The organism is Sulfurovum lithotrophicum, assembly GCF_000987835.1.
Taxonomy (GTDB): Bacteria; Campylobacterota; Campylobacteria; order Campylobacterales; family Sulfurovaceae; genus Sulfurovum; species Sulfurovum lithotrophicum.
The window spans coordinates 272,000-295,985 of the sequence record NZ_CP011308.1 but is presented as its reverse complement, the minus strand read 5'-3'; the positions used below and the strand labels follow the sequence as shown (position 1 = coordinate 295,985).

Here is a 23,986-nt window from a genome sequence, read left to right as displayed (position 1 = left end):
CTAAAAATACCCCTCTATTTTTTTCAATTCCATTGCACCTTCCTGATCCTTGTCTATCAGTCGGCCTTCTCTTTCCGAGCTTGTCGAGAGCAGCATTTCTTTGATGATCTCCGGCAAGGTAGTCGCTGTCGAATTGATGGCACCGGTCAGAGGATAGCATCCCAGTGTTCTGAAACGCACCATCTCTTTTTTGGCTTTTTTTCTGAGTTCTTCGGGCATACGTTCGTCATCTACCATAATCTTCGTACCCTCATACTCTACGACATCCTGCTCTTTGGCAAAGTAAAGAGAAGGAATAGGGATACCTTCCAGATAAATGTACTGCCATACATCCAGTTCCGTCCAGTTTGAGATAGGGAATACACGTACACTCTCACCTTTTTGGATAGCCGTATTGTAAATGTTCCAAAGTTCGGGTCGCTGGTTTTTCGGGTCCCATCTGTGGTGTTTGTCACGGAAAGAGAAAATACGCTCTTTTGCACGCGATTTCTCTTCATCACGACGTGCTCCTCCTATGATCGCATCATAGCCGCCTTCATTGAGCGCCTGCTTCAAGCCTTCCGTTTTCATAATGTCAGTATGCACCTTGGAGCCGTGTTCAAAGGGAGAGATATTCATCTTGTCACCCTCGGGGTTCGAATGCACGATCAGGTCGAATCCGAGATCCTTGGCACGTTGGTCACGGAACTCTATCATCTCCTTGAATTTCCATTTGGTATCTACATGCAGCAACGGAAACGGCAGTTTGCTCGGCGCAAATGCTTTCATCGCCAAATGCAGCATAACGGAGGAGTCTTTTCCCACCGAATACATCATCACCGGATTGGTGAATTCGGCGGCAACCTCCCTCAGGATATGTATAGACTCCGCTTCAAGCTGTTTTAAATGTGTTAATCGTTCTCTGGTCATTTATTGATTCCCTTTCCCTAAAACTTAAGTTATATTATACTCTACATCATATTATAAGGTCATAATCCAAAAATTATTTACACATTATTTAATAAAATTTATGTTACATTAAAAAAACAATAAATACATTAAGGAGGAAAGAAGATGAACAGATATATACAGGGTCTTATTGCGGGCGGTATCTGCACAGCCATTGCAATAACGAGTGCAGGAGCGGAGAACGGGGTGGTTGTCCATAGGATTCAAAACAAAACAGCAATAAACCTGGATTATGCACATGCGATTGCTATGCCTCTGCCTCTGGTCTCGGGAGATGAATCCACGATTGAGTTTGAGATAGCAAGTACCCTTTCAGAGGGGGAACCTGGTGTCAGCAAAGGGTCTGCAGGACCTGTTGAGAATATCAGGGCATTCATTTCAAAAGTACCCGAGTCAGAGACAGAAGAAAGTGATCGGGATGTAACACCTATGGAATTTGGAACAACATCACACCCGTTCAGTACAACAAGGGTCGATGTCTACGGTAATAAAATTTCATACAGATATCCTTATAGAGCGGCAGGAAAACTTTTTTTCAAAATAGGCTCTTCAACTTATGTCTGCTCAGCTTCACTGATTAAACCGGGTCTTGTTGTTACTGCAGCACACTGTGTCTCTGAGTTCGGTCAAAATGAGATATTTTCTGATTTCGAATTTATTCCTGCCTATTATAAAGGGATCGCTCCCTATGGTAAATGGAAAGCAAGCCATGTGACGGTCAAGGAGTCATATCTGGATGGAACGGATCACTGTGCGGTGACCGGTCCCGGAGTTGTATGCGAGAACGATGTAGCGATCATTACATTGAAACCTGTCTTATACCAGGGTGAAGCAACGTATGCAGGTGATCTTACCGGTTGGCTTAGTTATGGTTGGGACGGATGGGGATATACCACATTCAATAAATTTGGTGACAACTCCGTGGTACAACTCACACAGTTGGGATATCCTGTTTCCCATGATTCAGGTCGTATGATGCAGCGTACCGATTCTACAGGTTATGTATCGGGGATCAATGCTTCCAATACCATTATAGGCTCACGTCAAACCGGTGGTAGCAGTGGGGGACCCTGGATAGCAAATCTAGGAGAAATAGCAACACTGTCAGGTACATTTGTCGGAAGTGACAGTACATCCAATACCGTGCTGGGAGTTACAAGTTGGGGATATACTACCAATGGACCGAAAGAAATGGGGGCAAGTCCATTCACTAGCACAAATATCGTGGAATTGGTAGACGGTGCGTGCGCCGATACGCCATCAGCCTGTAGTGAATAGATCGATCGGTATCGGGGATACGGCCCTTCCCGGTACCGATATTATCTTTATTTCCTCATCCCTTTGATCCACTCAACCTTTTGTTTCTTGGTGAGTATCTGGAATGTTTTGTCTATAAAGTTTGCATTTGCCTCTATACGTACTTTTGCCGCAGTCTCACCTTTTTTGATATAAAGATCCTTATTGAATCCTTCTTTCGAAAAAATACGGCCTTTTGGTATTTCTGCTCTTCCCTGCTGCAGCTCTTTCCTTTGTTCCTCTTTGAATTTTTCTATCTGCTCTTTCTGGTTTTTCTGAAGTTCCACTTTTTGCAATGCATTCATCAATTTCCCCTGTTGCCCACCGGATGCATAGAGCGTACTTCCTGCAATTACCATACTCCCGATGACAGGCAGAGCTATATGTTTCAATTTCATGTGTATTCCTTTGAAAATATTTTATATGATATATAATAATATACCATAGGGGGTGCATTATAGCATCATATGAATAATGACCCCTTACATTCAAAGTGCACCCCTGTCACAGGTTTATCAGATCGGTATATTAAATACTCAAGACTTTTCTCATTTGTTCTCTCCAGCGCTCAAGAGAAAAGCGTTTCTTTGCGCTCGTATAAAGTGTTTCACTGGCTTTCTTATAGAACTCACGTCCCTCAAAGAGTTTACGGACCTTCTCTTCAGCCTGCTTTAAAATGACATCTCGTGAAATACTCTGCTCTATCAGAAGTGATTCCATATCCGTACCGCTATAAACTTCATCAATAATGCCAGTCCTTGTACTTATCATCGGTACTTTGCTTGCAATACTCTCAATAGCGAAATTGCTAAAACCTTCATAGAGAGAAAGCTGCATTGTAAAATCTACCTCTTCATATAACGCCGGCATTTTTTCATAAGGAATATTATGGAGCACGATTACATTTTTCATTTCATCAGAACCTCGTACAGGTTTGTCTGTAGCAAATACCCAATAGATATCAGGGAACTTTTTCGCAAGTTTCAGTGTAATATCCGGTCTTTTCTCCTGAGTAGACCATCGGCCGGCATAAAGACCCACGATTGCATTCTCGGGAATACCATGCTCTTTTCTGATATTCAGTTCTTTTTTCCCAGAAGGCAAAAAAAGGTCAAAATCGAATCCGTTATTGATAACGATACTATCTGCATCAAAATGTTCTTTCAGCTCTGTCTGTACTTTTTTGGAAACAGAGATCACCTGGTCTTTATTGCGAAAACTGGCTGCTTCCGCATAGGCTCTGACCTTGGAATTATAATCTTGGGCAAGGTTTTGTTCAAGCATATTAAAACCTACTGCAAAGACTGCATGTACCAATGTGATCACCTTGGTATGTTCAGTCGTATGACATACACCGCCCACCGAATCATTCGTCACTACAAGGTCATACGAACGCCAGTCATAGGTACCTGCCAGCAGAAAATGATCATAGTAGACCATGATATTCCCCTCACTGAGTCCTTTCTGCAGTTTTTCGACATCCAGGTCATAATAGCTTCTCGTATCTACTTCCCAGCCGGCATCCTGGAGCATATTCATGATCTGCAAATTCACTTTTTCAATCCCTCCAACATGCGTCAGTGGTAAAGATGTGAAAATCAGTGCTCTTTTTTTTCTTCCCTTTTCTTTCTCTTTTATGGCCGGGACCATTTCTGCCGCCAGTGATTCGACCATGCCCGATTCTTCATTGGCTTTCCGTTCTTTTGTTTCAGTCTTTTGCAACTCCATGAACACATACGAAAGTTTTTTATTCCTGAACCTTTTTTCGGTTTCTTTGAGTCGATCCGTCACTTCATCGATCTGTTCAGAGGTAATACCCAGTTTTTTTGTGATCCTGTCACGGTATGTACGAATAAGATATCTTTTGTATTCTATATCTGGTAAAATCAGGGAAGAAAGATCTTCTACATGGTTTAATGCAAAACCCTCTTTTTTTGCCGTATTTACAAATTTTTTCATATTGCGCGGGTTTTGTTTGTTCCCGGAAAAGGTATCCATCACCAGAATCCTCCCCCCCCTCTGTTAAAAGGCTGCCCGCTTTCTCAAAAAGAGAAGAGAAAGAACCCTGATCGGCACTCTCTCTGAAAATAATGATGTCATACTTCGTCTCTGTTTCAAGCTCTTTGAGGTCCGTATGCAGAAACTCTGCATCCGGGAAACGTTTCTTTGACTTTTTGATTACTGTTTTATCTTTGGAAATCCCTGTATACTCGAACCCTTTCTCCATAAGTCTTTTGGGCAGAAGGTCCAGCCCTGTACCGACCACCAGGACTTTTGCAGGTGCTTTATACAAATATCTGAAAAAATAATCGACTACATTCTTCTCCGCCTCTTCCGGAGTATCGTCCTTATTCATATATAGACCGTGATGCTGCCCCTTGTTTTTTTTATCTTTAGACAGCTTTTTCACAAGGTTAAGGTGGATAAATTCTTTATTTTCTTCAAACTTTGGATTAGGCACTGTTCATTTCCTTCTTTTTTATTTTTTGATCTCAGGGAATTACAAACCCAATATACGAGTCATTTTTTCACGCCATGCTTTCAGGGAAAAAGTCTCTTTCGCTGTTTCGTACAATTCTTCACTGGCTTTTTTATAGAAAGGATACGACTCTCTAAGCAGAGTGACCTTCTGCGCTGCCCGTTTTAAAATGACCTCATGGGACATATCCTGTTCAATCAGCAGAGGCTCCAAAGGTGTTCCCATATACACTTCATCTATAATACCCGTTTTTGTACTGATCATCGGTATTTTTGTAGCGATCGTTTCCATCGCAAAATTACTGAACCCTTCATATGAGGAAAGTTGCATAGCAAAGTCTACACCTGCATACAATGCCGGCATCTCTTCATAGGGTACACTGAGAATAACTATGATGTTCTTATACTGTTTATATCTGGGATCCACCTTGTCTGTTGCAAATACCCAATAGATGTCCGGAAACAGACGGGCAAGCTCAATAGTAATATCCGAGCGCTTCTGTACCGGATCCAGTCGGCCGGCATAGATCGCAACCAAAGCCTCTTTGGGAATAGCGTACTTCTCCCGTAATTCACTTTTGACATTCCTGAAGCGTTCAAATTCAAAACCATTCACCACTACATGGCTTTTTTGCCCGAACAGTTCAAGAAGTTCATCGCTGACCTGCTGAGAAACCGCTATCAGTCCGCTTTTATTGCTGTAACTTATCTCTTCAGTAATATTTTTCAGACTCAGTACGTGTGGTGGGAAAACGCCAGGAAAAGCATGCTCCACCTCTTTGCCTACACCACTGAAAATACCATGGGAAATCGCGACTACTTTTGTTTTTTCTGTAGGATGGCATGCACCTCCTGCATTGTTATTGCTGACAACCAGGTCATAGGATTTCCAGTCCAATACACCCGCAAATGCAAGACACTCGAATAGTGCAGTATCTGTTCCAAGCAAATATTTTGAAAGTGCTTCCTCCTGAATATCGGCCGTACAGCGTGCATCTACCTCCCAGCCATGGTCATGTAGAAGGTCTGCTATGTTCTGGTTGATCTTTTCAATACCACCCACGTGTGTCAATGGTATCAAGGTCAGAAGCAGTGCTCTTTTTTTTCTTCCCTTTTCTTTCTCTTTTATGGCCGGGACCATTTCTGCCGCCAGTGATTCGACCATGCCTGATTCTTCATTGGCTTTCCGTTCTTTTGTTTCAGTCTTTTGCAACTCCATGAACACATACGAAAGTTTTTTATTCCTGAACCTTTTTTCGGTTTCTTTGAGTCGATCCGTCACTTCATCGATCTGTTCAGAGGTAATACCCAGTTTTTTTGTGATCCTGTCACGGTATGTACGAATAAGATATCTTTTGTATTCTATATCTGGTAAAATCAGGGAAGAAAGATCTTCTACATGGTTTAATGCAAAACCCTCTTTTTTTGCCGTATTTACAAATTTTTTCATATTGCGCGGGTTTTGTTTGTTCCCGGAAAAGGTATCCATCACCAGAATCCTCCCCCCCTCTGTTAAAAGGCTGCCCGCTTTCTCAAAAAGAGAAGAGAAAGAACCCTGATCGGCACTCTCTCTGAAAATAATGATGTCATACTTCATCTCTGTTTCAAGCTCTTTGAGGTCCGTATGCAGAAACTCTGCATCCGGGAAACGTTTCTTTGACTTTTTGATTACTGTTTTATCTTTGGAAATCCCTGTATACTCGAACCCTTTCTCCATAAGTCTTTTGGGCAGAAGGTCCAGCCCTGTACCGACCACCAGGACTTTTGCAGGTGCTTTATACAAATATCTGAAAAAATAATCGACTACATTCTTCTCCGCCTCTTCCGGAGTATCGTCCTTATTCATATATAGACCGTGATGCTGCTTCGGGTTTTCTAATTCTTCTAATATTTTGCCTAGCATTTTCTGGATCATGCTCTTTTTCTTTTTCACTGTATATTCTCCAATATCAACTTCCTACATAAAATCCGTATCGCCATATGTCAGGAACCATTTTCCTTTGATCTCTTCAGGGTTTAAACCCTTAACGATACTGATGGTAGGGATCACAATATCCGTATTATTGATAAGTGCTCTGGCATGGTTAAAAAGTTCGATCCGTGATTCCGGAACCCATGCCCTCAACAATTTGGCACCTTCATTATGAGCAATGCGTATCGCTTCGTTAATGATCATTTCAAACTGTGCTTTGGGTGCGATGATATCCATCAATGCAGCCAGCTTGTCCTCTATCCTTAGGACAAAGACACCCAACAGTTTCTCTTTCTCATCATAAACAAGATATGTCTGATATTTGATTAGAGGATGTTTCATGTATCTTCTTCTGAGATACTGTGCATCCCTTATACCGATGATATTTTCTTTGAATTCATCCGCCATTGTATTCCAAAGGGCATTAATAGTCTTATCCATCTCTTTATTATAATCAAACAAATCAACATTTATCAGAGGGGAGGCTTCTCTTTTTTTTGTATACCAATCCACTTCTTTCACTTTGTCAACTTCTGTATAAAGACCCATTTTCTCACCGAGTCGCATATGCCTATCATTTGGGAATCCATAGGTCAAAAGGAATTCTTTATTCACACCAAGATTACTGAGTATCCATGCTTTTGTCGAACTGAAGAAGGGACTGTTCGTTTTGATCCCGCCTCTCGCTTTGGCAGAGACCATAGTATCACAGGGCTGTATTGCACGTTTATGTTTTCCAAAATAAAGTATATCTCTTGCCATTCCGTTATAATGCGCGATAATCTTCCCGTCTTTCAACGCACAGACTGCACGCCATTGTACACCCTCATATTTCCATTTCCAAAACTCCTGGCTCATAGGCCCTTTGAATACTTCCTCAAAGAGTTCAATTAACTCTTTTTCATATCCTACAGGACTGACCAGTTTAAAATCACGTTTGCCTTCGCCTGCTGCATTAATCGGGGCCAACCTTTCATCCAAGAGCTGATGGAGCAAGGCATCATGTTCAACACATTCTCTGTCATGCATGACCAGGTTTTTGTTCTCTGTACTGTCAACTGTTCCAGACTCAGTTTTCAGTTTTTGCAGCTGCATGATCTTTGCTGCTTTCTCAAGGGAAAGCGTTTCTACCCTTTTCTTTAATTCCCGGATTTCTTTGGTGTATTTATCATCCTGGGATTTATGATTCGGGATATCAGCAATGGCCTTTTCATGTTTTTGTATCGTTTGTTGCAGTTCCCTAATATGATTCAACTGTGCCTTATGCGTTATGGTCAACTGAGTTACTCTGTCTTTCAATACCTTGTTTTCTTCTTTTATTCGTTCTGCATCCTGTGTAGAGATATGCTTGGTATCCAAAGAGGCTTTCCCACTTTTCTGTATCGTATCCTGGAATTCACGCAGACGTCTGATCTGTATCTCATTGGTACGAGACAGCTTCTCTATCTGCTGTTTCAGTCCTTTGTTTTCCTCTTCCATGGTATTCAGTTTTGCTGTTTGTGTCTCAATGGTTCCAACAAGCCTTTCCCTCTCTTTATCGGGGAAATTACCTGTTCCTTTTTTCTTTCCTTCACTACCCTCTTCCCGGGAATGTAGTTTTTCCAGGATATCAAAGGTCTGATTTAGTTCTGTAGCATCCCATATTTTGGACCATTTGTCATATATTTTTAATTTCCATTGTTCCTTTTCTGTCTCACCGGTTAACGTCTCCTCTCCACCGATTCTGTTAACATGACAGACTGCTGCCGTTTGGTCAAGGTAGTAGAACTCGGAATGCTGTGCCAGTTGAAGAAGGAAATCCCATTCTGCATTCATTTTAAAATGCTTATCGAAACTGCAGCCGTTCTCAACGAGCTTTTTGGAAAAAAGTACGGAATTCAAAGGAATATAGTCGAGTCTCCTCAGCAATGCAGGAATATAGGAACGGTTCACATACTCACTCTCTTCACTCTTCTGCTCCACCGTAACCGCACCGTAGCATAACAGCCGGTTTTTATTTTCAACTACTGTCTGTACCAGGTTTTCAATATACTTTTCATCGAACCTGTTTTCATCATCCAGGAAGATACAGTAATCACCTTCTGCCATTTTAAGCAGAGTGTTTGCACTGCGGGCAGCCCCCTTGGGTTTTTTGTTGTTTTTCAGGTAAATACGGCTGAAGACAAAGTCATTCACGATATGCTGTACACTTTCGGTACCGTCATTCACAATATTGATCTCGATCTGCCGATAAGTCTGTCTTGCCAGGGAATCAAGAGCCTGCCGTAACAATTCCGGTCTGTCTTTTGTCCGTATCAGTACAGAAACCAATGGAAGTGCAACGGATCTCATCCTGCCATGATATCTTCCCAGATTGCCATAATAGTAACTCATGAGATCGGATCTGATATTTTCAAAACGATAAAAAGCTTCCACATAGGCCGCCTCTTTAGGCGGAAGTGTATATGTACGCAAATGATTCATCGATGTGATCGTCGTAATAAAATCAAGCTGGGCCTGCTGAGAAGCATATACCTTCATAGCCTTGGTCTTCCGTTCCATAACGGCACTGATATCGACCAGTGTATTTACCGGAGACTGGTTGGCGATCTCATAGGAAAAGACATTACCGGTAAATTGAATACTCTGTAAAGCGTTCCATACGATCCATGCCGTTGCACGGTGATCGGGATGATATTCCAGAGGAGAAGTGAAAAAAACATTACGCGGTTGATATTTCTCTATCAGGTCAACCACCCTTTGTATCGTATCCGGGTTGACTTCGAGTCCCTGATCAGGTGCACCGAAAAAATAGCACTCCCCAACTCCCAGTATCTCTGTTGCTTTGCGCAACTCCTCTCTTCTTTCCTCTTGAGCTCCACCCATTGCACCATCTGTCATCATCACGACATTGACGATCTGTTTTTTGTCTGTCATTTTAAGAATCGTACCACCAAGACCAAATGTTTCATCATCCGGATGTGGCGCAAATACCAGTGACGGACCTGCAGGAATCTCTGATACACTATATGGAATAAATTGATAATCTTTTAACATTAAAAAACGTTCCCCCCCTTCTTTTTTGATATTTCATAGACAATTTCAGTGTTAACGTAGAAAAAATCTGAAATCAGGTTCCACTGCTTTATGATTTTTTACAACTTACAACAAAAATTCAAGCCAGAAAATGAACCAAAATTATAAATATTATTATACCTGATTTATTTTCAAATTCTTCTAAACCATAGAGGAATATCTGGAGAGTATACCAATTTACTTTTTCTATCGAAAAGGTGTATAATTAAAATAAGTATTCTAAATATTATAAAGGATAAAGGAGTAATATTTATGAAAAACATAAAAAACAGACTTTTTGAAACAATAGAAAAGATCAATGACAGAGTCATAGATATCCGTCATGATCTTCATGCACATCCTGAACTTTCCGGACACGAAGAACATACGAAATATCTGGTCAAAGGCATACTTGAAGCCAGCGGGTATGCGGTCAGGGAGAGCGAGAAACATTTTGGGCTGATCGCTGACCTGCGGGTAGACGACAATGCCCGAACCGTTGCCATTCGTGCCGATATGGATGCCCTGCCTATCGAGGAACAGACGGGGAAACCCTACAGTTCCAGGGAAAAGGGGATCATGCATGCCTGCGGGCATGACAGCCATACGGCCATTGCACTGGGAACTGCCATTGCAATGGCGGAACACAAAGAGGCACTTGCGGGCAATGTACGGTTCATTTTTCAGCCTTCAGAAGAGAGCAAGGAAGGCGGCAGTGTCGAGATGATAGCAGACGGTGCACTCGAAGGAGTGGATGGCATCTTTGGGCTGCACGCCTACCCCTACCTCAAAACCGGGCAGATAGGATACAAATACGGTGTCATGATGGCATCGGCAGACATTTTCAGCATCGAAGTTTTCGGCAAATCTGCGCATGGCGCCAGACCGCATGAGGGCGTAGATGCCATCCTGGTGACCGCCATGATCGTCAATTCACTCAATCATATCGTCTCACGCATGATCGATCCGCTGCACCCTGCCGTCATCTCTCTGGGAACGATCGAAGGAGGACGGGCCTCCAACATCATTTGCGACCATGTCCTGCTGAAAGGGACCGTGAGGACCATCAATGAAAGCGTGAGGAACAATATTCCCAAAATGATGGAAGCTTCCATCAAGGGCATCTCTGAATCGATGGGAGCGACCTACAACTTTGACTATGAATTCGGACAACCCGAGCTGATCAACTATGACAAGATGGTAGATATCATAGTGAATGAGGCCAAAGGGATCATTGGAGAAGAGAATTGCATCGATCTCGTCGATCCGGTGATGGGAGGGGAGGATTTCTCCGAATATTTAAAAATCGTTCCGGGTGCCTTTTTCAGGCTCGGTACCTGCAATGAAGAGAAAGAGACCTGTGTTTCACAGCACAACAGCCGTTTTGACGTCGATGACGATGCCCTGCAAGTCGGCATGAAGATCATGGGGGCTTCCGCCCTTTCCTTTCTGGTACAAAAGGCTGAGTGATGCATGAGAGTATCAGCCTGAAGATCCCCAGCGACCTAAAGTTCATGAGGATCGTCGAAGACCTCATCGGAGATACCTGCGAAACATTGCCGCTGACCAAAGAGGATACACAGGCACTCATAGACAGTACCGGGGAATTGATTGAGAATGCCGTCCTCCATGCCTACAAAGATTCTTCCGGTTACATTCAGGTAGGCTTGTACCCTTTCAAGACCGGTCTCAGGATCGATGTGCATGACTGGGGTCTTCCCATGTCCTTCAAAAAACATATCAGTGTTCCCATCAAAGAGGATGCCTCCGAAGGCTTTAATCACATCTACGACCTTATGGATCTTTTTGAGTACCAGAATCTCGGGAAAGACGGAAAGAAATTCATCATTATCAAATATGCTTCCCATCCCTTACATGCAAAAAAGGCAAATCAGGAACATCTATCTTTTCCTCCCCTGCAAAAGAGTGAAAAAAGAAGAGAGAGCGAAGGCTCAGATGAGATTCCTGTTACGATCCGAGAGTACCGGGAGGGAGATGAAGAAGGCATTGCCCGACTGATCTTCAAGAACTACGGTTACAGCTACATCAAGGACCTTTTCTACTATCCGCGGAAGGTCTTCGAATCACATGGAAAAAAGTTCTACTCCATCGTTGCCCAGAGAGAAGAGAGGATCATCGGCCACTTCGCCCTGGTACTGGTACCTGAATCGACCATAGCAGAGATAGGGGTTGCCGTGGTAGACCCGGAATTTCAGGGAAGAGGTATCATGAACCAAATGCTCAAGCTAGTCCTGCAAAAAGCCAGGAAGATCAATCTCGATGCGGTGTTCGGTGAAGCGATCATGTTCCATATCTACAGCCAAAAGGCCAACCTCAGGCACGGCTTTTCCGAAACAGCACTAATGCTGGGGAAAGTACCTGTCGATACAACCATTGTCAACAATGAGCTGGCCATGAAACACAGACGGGGTTCGGTACTTGTCGGTTATTACTTTTTAAACACAAAGAACAAAAATCTTTTTTTTCCCGCAGTCTATAAGAAAAAGATCGAACAAACCTATAGAAATGCCGCTGTACCTTTTGAAAAAGCCAAAAAGAAGAAGGAGAAAACCACCGATCATATTTTTCTGAGCTACACCTTTGACCCGCCGACCAATGTCGCCAAGATCAGGGTCGATCGTTACGGCAAGGATTTCAAACAGAAATTCATTATACTGCTCAATCAGCTCAAAGCGAAACACTGTGATATGATCTATGCGGATATCTCACTTGAGGGTATCCCGCAAATCGACAAAGTAATCAACATCATGAACAAAAGAGGATTTTTCTACAGCGGCGTAATGTTCTACTATCATAAGAAGAAAGACTATCTCAGGTTACAGCTCAAGAACAGCGACAAGATCGGAAGCAGGAATTATGTCTGCTACTCCGATTTCTGCAAAAAACTCTCAAAATACATTCGAAAAGATGAACAGAGGGTCAAAAAGGCTTAGTCCGGAACCCGGCTTCAGTTCAAAACGGTGGTCTGCTGCCCGATCTCCTGATAACGTGTATAGTAGTACTCGACAAATGTCTTTATCGCTTCATTCTTAGGCAGATAGACCCCTGTGTTTTTCACGGTATATCGCCCCAGATATTCGTTTGCATCAACTTTTTTGAGATAATTTTCTGCTAAATCTTTGTAAGCGGAAGTATACGCTTCTTTCATCGCATCATACCTGGAATAGTCTATCTTGATCTGTCCATCGTAAGTAATGATACCGGAACTGAACAGGATGTCTAAATGTATGAGCCCTTCACAGTAGTACGGCAGTACTTCACCTACTTCACGCCATGCCATCAGCCCGACCGCACGTGATACAAGGTCATCGACGATGTGGTGCTTCAGCGCTTCTCTCTCATTATGGAAGAAAGCCATGAGCCCGCCGGTAGTGGCTTTGAACTCTTCGATGTTCTTGAACTGTCCGGTACCGTTCATCTTTGTCTCGGTATCGGAATCGATCCAGAGAATATGCCCGTACTCATGCCCGATGGTGGAAATGTCGTAGATCTCCTGCCACAGTTCGGGCTCGTTTTCAACTAGTGCCCGCTGTTTTCTGACAAAAGCTTCACCCATCGTCTCCACGGAGAGCTTCATGACCGGTTTGGATTTTTTGCTCTCCATCACGAAGTCGGCATAGGCAAATATCTTCTTACCCAGTTCGGAAGAGACTTCTTCATCGTTAGGTACCACCTGCGCGGAGAAGAGTCCGTTGAACTCCGCTGCATAGTAGAGCATCGGCTGGCCGATATAGAGCTGTGTTTCATCGACCTGAAGCAGGTTCTTGCTCATCGTATGCAGTGCTTCTTCTCCAAAACTTTTTGCCATTTCATAGGCGAAGAGCTTGATATTATTTCGGGTATGTGAGCCCTCCTGAAGCTTGGGATTGACGATACGAAGGTCCCATTCAAGTGCTACCGCCTTACGGTAGTGATCTTCATAGTACTCCAGCGGGTGCCCGACCTGAAGCGGTGTAGTGATCGTCATCCATCGTCTGTCAACCTCTGCCCACATTCTGACAAGTTCATCAATTTTCGTATGAGTAAAGGCCTCTTTGATGGCGCTGAAGTAGGCGATCCACTCATTTTTCTGCCCATAGACCTCGTCTTCATGCTTGCCTAGCAGCATAATGAGCTGTTCAAGTGCCGTTGCTACCTGCTTTACCTGCTCGGGGAATGCTTCGGCATAAGCGACACTTTTGAAACTGTCACCCTCTTTTTCAAGTACCGAGTAACACCTGTCTGCCACTTCTCCGTTCTCGTCCCTGTCAAGCAGCGACTTGTTCTGCAGCATTTCGAAGACCTTGGCATCATCCCCGTTGAACATTTCGGAGAGCTCCAGATTGACCGTATAGATGATCTGATGCGTCCAGTAACTCTGCCATTCTGAGAGGCGCAACCCTACAAAATGCGCTCCCAGGATCAATGATCGGTAAAACGGTGTCAGCAGTTTACGGTTCTCTATCCATCCGATGAGCGACTCATGCCGGGCAATATGCATGGTACTGACAAACCCGTATGCCAACTCTTTCTTGACACGGATCTCCTCATCGTTCAATCCAAGCTTGCCGAGTACCTGCTCCAGAGCATCTTCGCGCAGATTGACGATACGCGTCAATGCTGCCATCACGCTGTCGTCATCCCTTGGAATATCCAGCAGTTTCAGGAAAGCATTTACCACTTCCTCCGCTCTTTGGTTCTCACCACCTCTGGCGATCTCATAAAAACCGTTCAGTTCCGCCTGCCTATCCTGCAACTCCAGATAGATCGCCTGAAGGTCGTTCATGAATTGTTCTTTTTTATGACTCTGCATTTAGTACCTCGCTGTACTGAATTTTAATTCTTGTCATTTAATATCCTCCGTAGGGTGCGTAAACACGCACCTTTATGATGTTTGGCCTTTCGGCAATACCATTTATTGTATACAAATTTTATTATGTGGTGCGTATTTACGCACCCTACAGCTATTTTGTTTTCAGCATTTGAATGATCGGTTTTGCCAATGCCAGCGCCTTTCCCCGGTGGGATATATTCTTTTTAATATCATCATCCAGTTCACCAAGTGTTTTATGGAATCCCGCAGGGATGAACATCGGATCATACCCGAAACCCTTCTCTCCTCTTGCTTCGTCTATAACATCACCGTGCATCCATCCGTGTACGACATACTCGCCGTATTTTGAGACAATGGCTATGGCTGCGGTGTAATACGCCGGGGTACTTTTGAGACCCTTCTCTTTGACTGCCTCTACCAGCTTGTAAAGATTCTCCTTGTCCGTTACATCTTTGCCGGCATAACGTGCAGAATAGATACCCGGTGCCCCGTTCAAAACGGGCAAAGAGATCCCGCTGTCATCTGAAATAACCAGATAATCTGTTGAGGGGTCTTTCTCTTTCAATTTTTCGTAGATCGTACGGGCTTTTATCAGGGCATTCTGGGCAAAAGTGTCACCGTCTTCCACGATATCGAATGCACCGAGCAGATCGGAGAACGCTACCACTTCATCTTCGCACATCTGCCTGAATTCACGCAGTTTTCCTCTGTTTCCGGTTGCAAGTACCAACTTCATAATGCTTTAACCTTTTCTTTACTTTTTAGGAATATAATAAGACAAATTTTATCGTATTAAAGGTATTACCATGATTAAACAGATCATGCCCCTAAGTCTTATCGTCGCCTTGAGATTTTTCGGACTTTTCATTGTGCTTCCCGTTCTTTCCATCTATGCCATGGAAATGAAAGGCGCCACTCCTTTCCTTGCAGGACTTGTCGTGGGGGGCTACGCCCTGACACAGGCAGCATTCCAGGTGCCTTTTGGGCTGATGAGCGACAAAGTGGGCAGAAAGAAGACCCTGCTTTTTGGGCTGCTTATCTTCATTGCTGGTTCGGTCATCGCTGCCATGAGCGACAATATCTATATGCTGCTTATCGGTCGGTTTCTGCAGGGGGCTGGTGCCATCGGTTCCGTTGTCTCCGCAATGATCGCCGACCTGGTCAAAGAGGAACAGCGCGCCCACGCCATGGCGATCATGGGCGGGACGATCGCGATGAGTTTTGCCGCTGCAATGATCATCGCGCCTCTCGTCGGCGGATACTGGGGCATTGACAAACTCTTCTGGCTGACCGCCATTCTTTCTGTCATGGCCATCGGTATTCTCTTTACTGCCGTTCCCCAGCCGCCCAAGATCGTGCACTCCTATGCCGAAGAGGAATCGAAGATGCTCGATGTCTTCAAGGACAAGTCACTGACACGTATGTATATCACTTTTCTTTTCCACTCTTCCATTATGACGATGGCATTTTTCATCATACCCCTTGTCATGACACAGGCTCTTGACGACGGCGGTTTTGGATGGAGCAAAGCGGAACTCTGGAAGGTCTATCTTCCGGCCATGGTTTTCGGCCTGCTCGCCATGGGGCCGGCCGCGGTCTTTGGAGAGAAGTACGGCAAGGGGCGTGAAATATTCATGATCTCCGTTGCCGTCATTCTTTTGGGTTTTCTTGCCATGGGCTTCGCCTCTTCTCCCTGGCTCTTCATTGTCGGTGTCGTTCTTTTTTTCATCGGCTTCAACATGTTCGAACCTCTGCTTCAGAGCTTTGTGAGTAAATTCGCCAAAGTACACCAGAAAGGTGCCGCGCTCGGTGTCGCCAATACCTTCGCCTATGTCGGGATCTTTCTGGGAGGCCTGCTTGCAGGGTTTCTCATGCAGCATTACGGCAGAGGTACACTGGCAATCTTCGTTGCCGTTCTCTCCGCCGTATGGTTCATCTGGGTAGCAACGATGCCAAACCCGAACAACCGAGGCAATGTCTATCTCCCTCTTGACATTTTCGACAGGAACAAAGTCGCAGCGCTTACCGACCATCCCGCCATTGTGGAAAGCTATGTGAATGAGACGGAGAATATCGCCGTCGTAAAGTATGAAAAGGATATGATCGACGAGGATGAAGTGAGAGGGATGTTGCTAGACTAGCTTGAAAGGTTTATCCTAAACAAGAGGCTGCTTCCGGGTCGTTTGGAAGCAGAAATATCAGGATGCTAGCACTTACCCAGATCGACAACTCTGTACTCGGCATTCATTAGGTCGCACGCTCTTTTAGTGATGTTCTGAATGGTGAAACCAAACTTCTCGAAAAGTTGTCCTGCCGGAGCGGAAGCACCGAAGCTCTCCATACCAAGCACATCATCCGCATAGCGGTAGTACTCGGTTGCAGTGGCCGCTTCCACAGCCAGTACTTTAGTAGCCGGATCTACAACACCGGATTTATAGGCCGCATCCTGCTCGTTGAACAGGTCAAGACACGGTACAGATACCACGTTGGCCTTTACACCCAGTACTTCAAGGTGGCAGGCTGCCTGCAGACACGGCATAAGTTCAGAGCCGCTCGCCATCAGTGTCAGGGTCGCACCTTCACGTTTTTTGACCATGTAAGCACCCTTGCCTGGCTCACCAAAGTCTCTTTTTGGCTTGAGTGTCTTGAGCTTCTGTCGGCTCAGGACGAAACCGTGCGGTGCATTGATGCTCAGTGCAGTTTTCCACGCTTCAACGTTCTCTGTGGCATCTGCCGGTCTCCAGACATAAAAGTTAGGCAGCGCTCTGAACTGGCTCAGCTGTTCGACAGGCTCATGCGTCGGCCCGTCTTCACCCACACCGATACTGTCATGCGTCCAGACGAAGAAGTTCTGGATGCTGGTCAGTGCCGCGATACGTACAGCCGGTTTCATATAATCGGAGAAGACGAAGAATGTCGCATTGAATGGCATAGTCGTGCCGTACAGTGCCATGGCATTGGTGATCGCTGCCATGGAATGTTCTCGGATACCGAAATGCAGGTTCTTGCCTTTGGGGAAATTGCCCATGTCCTTCAGCTCTGTTTTGTTCGACGGCGCAAGGTCCGCAGAACCGCCGAGGAAAGACGGTACCGCTTTGGCAATAGCGTTGAGAATCTTTCCGTTTGAATCTCTTGTCGCCACTTCCGCATCATTGGAGAAATCCGGATACTCAACAGTCGAGAAGTCAGGATTGAGTAGTCTCTCCAACGCTTCGTTCTGCTCGATCAGCGGCGCTTCCTTCTGTCTGTGGATCCACTCTTTTTCAGCCAATTCACCCTCTTCGATAGCACATCTGAAACGCAGCAGGACATCCTCGGGGATCTGGAAGGTCTGGTCGGGGTCGAACCCTTCTTTAGTCTTGGATGCGCGGATGATATCTTCACCGAGCGGTGCACCGTGCGTATGGTGTGTCCCTTCCAGCTCTCCGGCGCCTTTTCCGATGATCGTGTTGGCAATGATAATTGTCGGCTTGTCCGCTTTTTTTACTTCATTCAGTGCCTCATCAATCTTGTCATAACAGTGCCCGTTGACTGTCAAAACATTCCAGTTCTGTGCTTCGAAGCGTTTGGCGACATTTTCGCTCCAGGCAATGTTCGTATCACCCTCGATCGTGATCTCGTTGGAATCATAAATAAGTACAAGATCTTTCAGTCCAAGGTGTCCTGCGAGTGCACAGGCTTCATAGGAGATACCTTCTTCAAGGTCGCCGTCACCGCAGAGGCAGTAAACTTTATGGTCAATGAGTTCACAGGTTTCAGAATTTACCTGCTCTTTGGTAAAGGCTTCGGCCATGGCAAAACCGACTGCATTGGCGATACCCTGTCCCAGAGGACCGGTCGTGATCTCTATACCTGCAGTATGGCCGTATTCCGGGTGGCCCGGTGTTTTGGAATCGAGCTGACGGAAATTCTTCAGGTCATCAAGACTGACATCATAACCCCAGAGGTGAAGCATCGAATAGATAAGTCCTGTCGCATGTCCTCCCGAGAAGACAAGACGGTCACGGTTAAGCCACTTGGGATTTTTGGGATTGTGCGAGAGATGCTCGGAAAGTACCACTGCAATATCGGCAAGCCCCATCGGTGCACCCGGGTGTCCGGAGTTCGCTTTCTGTACCATATCTGCCGCGAGGAATCTGATGGTATTCGCCATTTTTTTACGCATTTGGTTCTGCTCTGTCATTGCCATTTTATATCCTTAAAATTATATGCAAGTATGTCATCCTGAATCAAGTTCAGGATGACGTGTTTTTATGTCTGTACAAATATTTGTTCATCAGGGGTTGCAAGGCGGTCTGCAACTTCTCGTCGAAGTCTTCAAATCGTCTTTGTAAATCTTTTGCCAGAGTATCTGCCTGAACGACAGTCTCCTCCAGTCCCAAAAGATTGACAAAGCTATTTTTATCTGCATCGTTCCCCGTGGTCTTTCCCGCTTCCTCTTCCGTCTGTGTCTCGTCGACGATATCATCCTGTATCTGAAAAAGCAGCCCCAGATCGATCCCGAAATCATACAGGTCTTTCTGTACATCCGGTGCAAGCCTGACGATCACCGCGCCCATTTGCAGGCTGACGGCTATAAGCTTGGCCGTTTTATTGGTATGGAGTACCTTGACCTCATCGATCGTCAGAGGTCTGTTCTCAAAATAGCAATCGATCGCCTGTCCCAGGACCATCCCTCTACTACCACCGTCACGTGCAAGTAGTTCGACCAGCTTGATCTTTACATCTTCACGAAGTGGTGCTTTGGCAATGAGGTAAAACGCATCCGAATTGAGTGCGTCACCTGCGAGAATAGCCGTAACCTCATCGAAACGTTTATGCAGTGTCTGGTGTCCTCTTCGCAGGTCAGCATCATCCATTGCTGGTAGATCATCATGTATGAGAGAATAGGTATGAAACATTTCAAGTGCCAGTGCTACAGGCAGTGCAGAGTCATACAGCATCGGTTCATACGCATCCACGATACTCAAAAGCAGCATCGGACGGAAACGTTTCCCCCCTGCCTGCAGCATTGCACCCAATGCCTCTTCATAGACAGGATGAAAGCTCGTTACTTTTGGTAGGTTCGTACTCAGATAGGCTTCAAATCTCTGCATTTATTCTCTTGAAAATTAAGTGATAGAATTATATCTAATTTCGATAAAATAAGCATATGGAAAGTACACAATTAATGATTATGATAAAATGGCTGAAGCGGATATCGGCAACGGGAGCGATAGGAATATGGCTGTATGCTATAGCCGTATTCGCCAAAGACCCTGCACCTTTTGCAGAACTTGTCCCTTACTGCATGGGAAGCACCATGCTGATCTTCGGTGTATTGACCGGAATATTCAAAGGGCTGGAATACTGGGAAGCACACATCAAAGAGAAAGAGAAAAAACAATGAAGAAAAAACCCGTTAAAAACGCCACAATGTTCAACATGAAAGGTATTTTGATCCTGATCGCTTTTGGGGTGTGGATCAACCTCATGATGGGCATCAAAGAGAATTATGAAACTCTGAAAGATGCGATCTATGCATTGAGCGGGAACACACTTCTGGTAATAACGGTCACCTATGTTATTTTGGTGATCATAGGTATTTTTGTCGAAACAAAAGATACCGACCGCTTTTCATAGAGGAAAAGAGTCGGAATCTCTTTTCTTTACACTTTACACTTCCTGGCGATCTCGGCGATCACTTCATCAAGACTCTTGTTTTCAACATTGACGATAACATCTGCGACTTTCAGATATGCTTTTTCACGTTCGTTGTAGAGTCTTTTCGCTTCTTTCTCTTTGGAAAAAAGCGGCCGCTTCGCCAGTTTGGCTTTGGCATTTTTCGCTGTTTTGAGACGCTTGTGTATCCACTCAAACGAAGCTTCAAGCAGTACTACCGTTCCTAGCTTGTCAATATTGCCAACTTTGTAAAACCCGCCGCCGCAGGAGATGAGCGTCCCTTTGACACACTTCTCTATCCAGTCGGCGGTTTGCTGTTCACACTGTCTGAAGTACGCTTCGCCCTTCTTGGCGAAGATCTTCTTGACCTCTTTGTTCTCTTTGGATTCTATAAGATCGTCCGTATCGATGTTGTAAACACCGTACTTTTTGGCAAAGGCACGCGCAGTTGTCCCTTTTCCTACTCCCATAAATCCAATCAAAATAATATTTTTTTTCACTGATTTCCACCTAATAAAAGCATTGCAACGCAATGCAGATCTTCACTCTTCACTCGATGAAACAAAGTTTCATCACTATACCATATTATAGCGGTCAATGATCTTTTTGAGACGTTTACGCAGGTTCCTCAATGCATCCTCTGCACTCTCGCCTTCAGCGACCAGAGATTCGAACTCGTCAAACTGTATCTTGGCGACCCATCCGATCTTCTTATGTTTTTTGATCCCTACGAAACGTACTTCACCAAAATGCTCAATGGCCATTTTATAGATACGTTCAATTCTCTCATCCAGTGTTTTTGATTCTTTTCTCACGATATTCCTTTTAACTTGATATGATTCTTATTACTTTGGCTCTCATTATAGCATAGCATTGATCAGACTTTGATCTTCTGCCACTCCCCTTTATCGAACGTCCTCCATAGCCAGATCGCCTTGACAAAAGTATCCGAGATCATCGCCAGATAGACAAAGAGGATATTGTGAAAATACCAGCTGAGCAGAAAGGCGGGTATGATACGCACGGCCCAGAGAGAGATCAGGTTGATCTTTAGTGTTCTTCGACTGTCACCTGCTCCTCTGAGAGCACCGGAGAGGACGAAGTTAAATGCCAGGGGTATCTGGGAAACACCCACGATCCGCAGATAAAGGCTAGCCTCTTTAATGGTGGCGGGGTCATTCGTAAAGAACCAAACGATCTTTTCAGGCATGAAGATCATAAAAAATGAAAGTATGAACATGAATCCCGAAGTATATTTCAGCACCAGAAGTACATCTTCTCTGGCCTGCCGGGGATTCTTGGCTCCCAACCCCTGCCCCATCAGTGCCATAGCTGCAATGGTAAACCCTATACCGGGCATGAATGCCAGCCCCTCGACACGCAGGCCTATCTGATACCCGGCAAGTACGGCCGTACCGTAGTGGGCGATAACGACGGTAAAAAGCATGAAAGATCCGAAGGTAAGAGCACGTTCCATGGAGGCAGGCAACCCCACCTTCAGTGCACGTTTAAGAAGCGACTTTGAGTGGTACCATAGCGGTATATAAGGTGTCCTGTGACGTACATACAATACGACATAGACAAAAAATTCTATGATATTGACGATCACCGTACCCACGGCCGCTCCCATAACACCAAGTTCAGGAAAACCGTATTTACCAAAGATCAACAGATAATTCAGTATTACATTCAGTAGAATAGAGGAAATTTTGACATACATCGGCGTTTTTGTGTCACCTGCAGAATTGAGTGCCGCTACGAACACCAGTTTCATAAAAACAAAAGGCATCATCCAGGTCAGTGTCTGTACATAATCCTCACCCAGAGCCACGACTTCAGGTGCCGTCCCGAACCATACAAAAATATTCGATGCAAGGAAATACCAGAGGATCATTACCGGCAGACTCAAAAAGAAAGCGAAGCGCAGCAGCGTCGAAAGCCCTATGGAAGCACGTTTCATACGCTGGGCTCCAACAAAACGGGATAACAGGGCAGACGTACCTACATTCAACAGCGTGAGCACGGCAAAAACGAACATCAGAGACTGCAGGCCAAGCCCCACGGCTGCAACGGCAAAGGCAGAGATACGCCCCACCATGATCAGGTCAGTGATCACCTGAAGCATATCGAGCAGCGAATTGATGGCAGCAGGGATGGAGAGCTTGAGTATCTTTTGATGTTTTACAGGGAAATATCTTAGCAAAGCGGCTCTTTTTTGAAAAGAATTATACTGCAATGAGCTGAGAAAGAAAGGCGTACAGGAACACGATGGCTACTGCCGCCCATCCGAGCATCCAGCCCGTAGCCCTGAGGCGTTTATGTTCGCGGAACATCCTGCGTGTTTTGTAAAGCACAACAGGGTAGGAGAACATCACGAACACAACAGGCAGATAGGCCATCAAAGTCAAATGGTACTTTACCACTGCCAGCTTCACCGCTACAAGAGAGGTATAGACAAAACTGTAAACGATCAGCAGTATAAAGACTTGAAGCGCAACAAAAACAAAATAGGCACCTCTGCTATTCTGTTCATCATTATAGTATTGCATTCTATTCCTTCCTTTAGAGGTTCCCTTTACTTATTCTGCTAAAATAATACAATAAATCACTTAGGTTATAATACATTTATGAGACTTTTTATCGCTTCACCTGTCAGGTTTGAGAACTATAGCAAGATCCAAGATGATTTCAAAGATATTATGGAGGGGAAATGGGTCGAAGAGGAGAACCTGCATCTGACATGGGTCTTTCTGGGCAATGTTCCGGATGAGAGACCTGTCATCAAGAAGATGCAAAAGGTCAGCGTACCCGAAAGGGAAGTGACCATTGCCGAACTAGGGTATTTTGGCAGACCTCCCAGGGTCTTCTTTGCCAAAGCGGAAGACAGAGGTCTCTACGAAACAGCCCAAACTTTCAAAAAAGCCGGATTTGACCTCTACCGATTCAAACCTCATGTTACCCTTTGCCGCATCAAAGAAATCTATGATTACAAACGCTACAAGGAAGTGCTCAAAAACTATAGAGAAAAAGATCTCGGTCTCATTCTACCGCAGATCACGCTTTACAGAAGCGAGCTCTCAAACACAGGGCCGGAGTATACATCTCTTTATACACTCTAAAAAAACCTATAACACTTTTCTGATCGCTTCGACAAGAACTTCCTTCTCTATTTGCCGTATCGTTTGGTCATACTGTTCGAAACTCAAACCTTCTTTGCAAACTTTTTTTTGCAATATGATCTCCCCGCCGTCCAGTTCGGATGTCACCCAGTGTACCGATACACCACCCTCTTCATAGGCATCATTATAACTCTTCTCAATGGCATTGAGTCCTTTGTGCCTTGGCAGGAGTGAGGGATGCAGGTTGACAGACTTGACATGTTCTGTAAACACCGGTGTCAAGATACGCATGAAGCCTGCAAGTACCGTAAGATCCGGGGCATAATACTGCAAGCGCTTGACGACCTCTGTATCAAAAGTTTCTCTGCTTTCATAGGCTTTGGAATCGACGATCTCCAGAGGGATATCCGCTTCTTTAGCCACTGCAATACCTTCGGCTTCAGGGTTGTTTGTCAAAGCAACGACAACTTCAGCCTCTTCAGGATGTAAAGTATTGACAATATGGGCGAAGTTGGAACCTTTGCCGCTGAAAAGCACCGCTATTTTTTTACGCTTTACCATCTCTTCTCTCATTAAAGGGAATCTCTAAACTGTTATTGTTAGAGCGTATTCTATCGTGTTACA

Annotated in this window: 22 protein-coding genes; 7 read left to right on the top strand and 15 right to left on the bottom strand. The window is 44.8% G+C overall.

Annotation, left to right across the window (positions count from 1 at the left end):
- Positions 1–909: a sulfate adenylyltransferase subunit CysD gene (gene cysD, locus YH65_RS01450; protein WP_046550309.1), complete on the bottom strand. Its 909-nt coding sequence runs from the start codon at positions 907–909 to the stop codon at positions 1–3.
- Between the two features lie 144 nt (positions 910–1,053).
- On the opposite strand from cysD, the gene YH65_RS01445 reads away from it, so the two are divergent.
- A complete protein-coding gene (locus YH65_RS01445; protein WP_052746049.1) occupies positions 1,054–2,226 on the top strand; it encodes a trypsin-like serine peptidase in 1,173 nt (390 codons plus the stop codon).
- A gap of 47 nt (positions 2,227–2,273) precedes the next feature.
- Here YH65_RS01445 and YH65_RS01440 read toward each other — a convergent pair whose 3' ends face one another.
- The 5 genes from YH65_RS01440 to YH65_RS01425 all read right to left on the bottom strand — a co-directional run bounded on the left by YH65_RS01440 (position 2,274) and on the right by YH65_RS01425 (position 9,730).
- Positions 2,274–2,642 (bottom strand): hypothetical protein, encoded by a 369-nt coding sequence (locus YH65_RS01440; protein ID WP_046550308.1) that lies wholly within the window; start codon positions 2,640–2,642, stop codon positions 2,274–2,276.
- 130 nt (positions 2,643–2,772) lie between these two features.
- Positions 2,773–3,894 (bottom strand): glycosyltransferase family 4 protein, encoded by a 1,122-nt coding sequence (locus tag YH65_RS01435; protein ID WP_281175048.1) that lies wholly within the window; start codon positions 3,892–3,894, stop codon positions 2,773–2,775.
- 187 nt (positions 3,895–4,081) lie between these two features.
- Positions 4,082–4,600 carry a class I SAM-dependent methyltransferase gene (locus YH65_RS11605; protein ID WP_245609206.1) on the bottom strand — a complete coding sequence of 173 codons (519 nt, stop codon included), beginning with the start codon at positions 4,598–4,600 and terminating at the stop codon, positions 4,082–4,084.
- A gap of 144 nt (positions 4,601–4,744) precedes the next feature.
- A complete protein-coding gene (locus tag YH65_RS01430) occupies positions 4,745–6,568 on the bottom strand; it encodes a glycosyltransferase (RefSeq protein ID WP_169745656.1) in 1,824 nt (607 codons plus the stop codon).
- Positions 6,569–6,679: 111 nt separating this feature from the next.
- Positions 6,680–9,730: a PIG-L family deacetylase gene (locus YH65_RS01425; protein ID WP_046550305.1), complete on the bottom strand. Its 3,051-nt coding sequence runs from the start codon at positions 9,728–9,730 to the stop codon at positions 6,680–6,682.
- 291 nt (positions 9,731–10,021) lie between these two features.
- Between YH65_RS01425 and YH65_RS01420 the strand changes: the two genes are divergently transcribed.
- Both YH65_RS01420 and YH65_RS01415 read left to right on the top strand, forming a co-directional pair.
- The gene (locus YH65_RS01420) at positions 10,022–11,218 is read left to right on the top strand and encodes an amidohydrolase (protein ID WP_046550304.1); all 1,197 of its coding nucleotides are present in this window, start codon (positions 10,022–10,024) and stop codon (positions 11,216–11,218) included.
- The gene (locus YH65_RS01415) at positions 11,218–12,702 is read left to right on the top strand and encodes a GNAT family N-acetyltransferase (RefSeq protein ID WP_046550303.1); all 1,485 of its coding nucleotides are present in this window, start codon (positions 11,218–11,220) and stop codon (positions 12,700–12,702) included. Before YH65_RS01420 ends, YH65_RS01415 begins: the two co-directional genes overlap by 1 nt.
- Before the next feature lie 14 nt (positions 12,703–12,716).
- On the opposite strand, the gene ciaB is transcribed toward YH65_RS01415, so the two are convergent.
- Both ciaB and rdgB read right to left on the bottom strand, forming a co-directional pair.
- A complete protein-coding gene (ciaB, locus tag YH65_RS01410) occupies positions 12,717–14,561 on the bottom strand; it encodes an invasion protein CiaB (protein ID WP_046550302.1) in 1,845 nt (614 codons plus the stop codon).
- A gap of 151 nt (positions 14,562–14,712) precedes the next feature.
- The gene (gene rdgB, locus YH65_RS01405) at positions 14,713–15,318 is read right to left on the bottom strand and encodes an RdgB/HAM1 family non-canonical purine NTP pyrophosphatase (protein ID WP_046550301.1); all 606 of its coding nucleotides are present in this window, start codon (positions 15,316–15,318) and stop codon (positions 14,713–14,715) included.
- Positions 15,319–15,388: 70 nt separating this feature from the next.
- Between rdgB and YH65_RS01400 the strand changes: the two genes are divergently transcribed.
- Positions 15,389–16,723 carry an MFS transporter gene (locus YH65_RS01400; protein WP_046550300.1) on the top strand — a complete coding sequence of 445 codons (1,335 nt, stop codon included), beginning with the start codon at positions 15,389–15,391 and terminating at the stop codon, positions 16,721–16,723.
- A 65-nt stretch (positions 16,724–16,788) separates the two neighbouring features.
- On the opposite strand, the gene tkt is transcribed toward YH65_RS01400, so the two are convergent.
- A complete protein-coding gene (gene tkt, locus YH65_RS01395; protein WP_046550299.1) occupies positions 16,789–18,771 on the bottom strand; it encodes a transketolase in 1,983 nt (660 codons plus the stop codon).
- A 46-nt stretch (positions 18,772–18,817) separates the two neighbouring features.
- Positions 18,818–19,678 carry a polyprenyl synthetase family protein gene (locus YH65_RS01390; RefSeq protein ID WP_046550298.1) on the bottom strand — a complete coding sequence of 287 codons (861 nt, stop codon included), beginning with the start codon at positions 19,676–19,678 and terminating at the stop codon, positions 18,818–18,820.
- 56 nt (positions 19,679–19,734) lie between these two features.
- On the opposite strand from YH65_RS01390, the gene YH65_RS01385 reads away from it, so the two are divergent.
- On the top strand, positions 19,735–19,971 hold the full coding sequence (locus YH65_RS01385; RefSeq protein ID WP_154806453.1) for a hypothetical protein: 237 nt from the start codon (positions 19,735–19,737) through the stop codon (positions 19,969–19,971).
- Positions 19,968–20,204 carry a hypothetical protein gene (locus tag YH65_RS01380; RefSeq protein ID WP_046550296.1) on the top strand — a complete coding sequence of 79 codons (237 nt, stop codon included), beginning with the start codon at positions 19,968–19,970 and terminating at the stop codon, positions 20,202–20,204. The genes YH65_RS01385 and YH65_RS01380 overlap by 4 nt, the downstream gene beginning before the upstream one ends.
- 26 nt (positions 20,205–20,230) lie before the next feature.
- On the opposite strand, the gene YH65_RS01375 is transcribed toward YH65_RS01380, so the two are convergent.
- The 4 genes from YH65_RS01375 to YH65_RS01360 all read right to left on the bottom strand — a co-directional run bounded on the left by YH65_RS01375 (position 20,231) and on the right by YH65_RS01360 (position 22,792).
- Positions 20,231–20,743, bottom strand: a complete 513-nt coding sequence (locus YH65_RS01375; protein WP_084721995.1) for a shikimate kinase — start codon at positions 20,741–20,743, stop codon at positions 20,231–20,233.
- 75 nt (positions 20,744–20,818) lie between these two features.
- Positions 20,819–21,058, bottom strand: coding sequence for a hypothetical protein (locus tag YH65_RS01370; RefSeq protein ID WP_179944237.1), 240 nt, complete (start codon positions 21,056–21,058; stop codon positions 20,819–20,821).
- Positions 21,059–21,120: 62 nt separating this feature from the next.
- Positions 21,121–22,446 carry an MATE family efflux transporter gene (locus tag YH65_RS01365; RefSeq protein ID WP_046550295.1) on the bottom strand — a complete coding sequence of 442 codons (1,326 nt, stop codon included), beginning with the start codon at positions 22,444–22,446 and terminating at the stop codon, positions 21,121–21,123.
- A 22-nt stretch (positions 22,447–22,468) separates the two neighbouring features.
- The gene (locus tag YH65_RS01360; RefSeq protein WP_046550294.1) at positions 22,469–22,792 is read right to left on the bottom strand and encodes a hypothetical protein; all 324 of its coding nucleotides are present in this window, start codon (positions 22,790–22,792) and stop codon (positions 22,469–22,471) included.
- A 78-nt stretch (positions 22,793–22,870) separates the two neighbouring features.
- Here YH65_RS01360 and thpR point away from each other — a divergent pair, with 78 nt between their 5' ends.
- Positions 22,871–23,362, top strand: coding sequence for an RNA 2',3'-cyclic phosphodiesterase (gene thpR, locus YH65_RS01355; RefSeq protein WP_046550293.1), 492 nt, complete (start codon positions 22,871–22,873; stop codon positions 23,360–23,362).
- 6 nt (positions 23,363–23,368) lie between these two features.
- Here thpR and purN read toward each other — a convergent pair whose 3' ends face one another.
- Complete coding sequence (purN, locus tag YH65_RS01350) at positions 23,369–23,923, bottom strand: phosphoribosylglycinamide formyltransferase (protein WP_046551955.1); 555 nt, start codon at positions 23,921–23,923, stop codon at positions 23,369–23,371.
- Positions 23,924–23,986 lie beyond the last annotated feature (63 nt).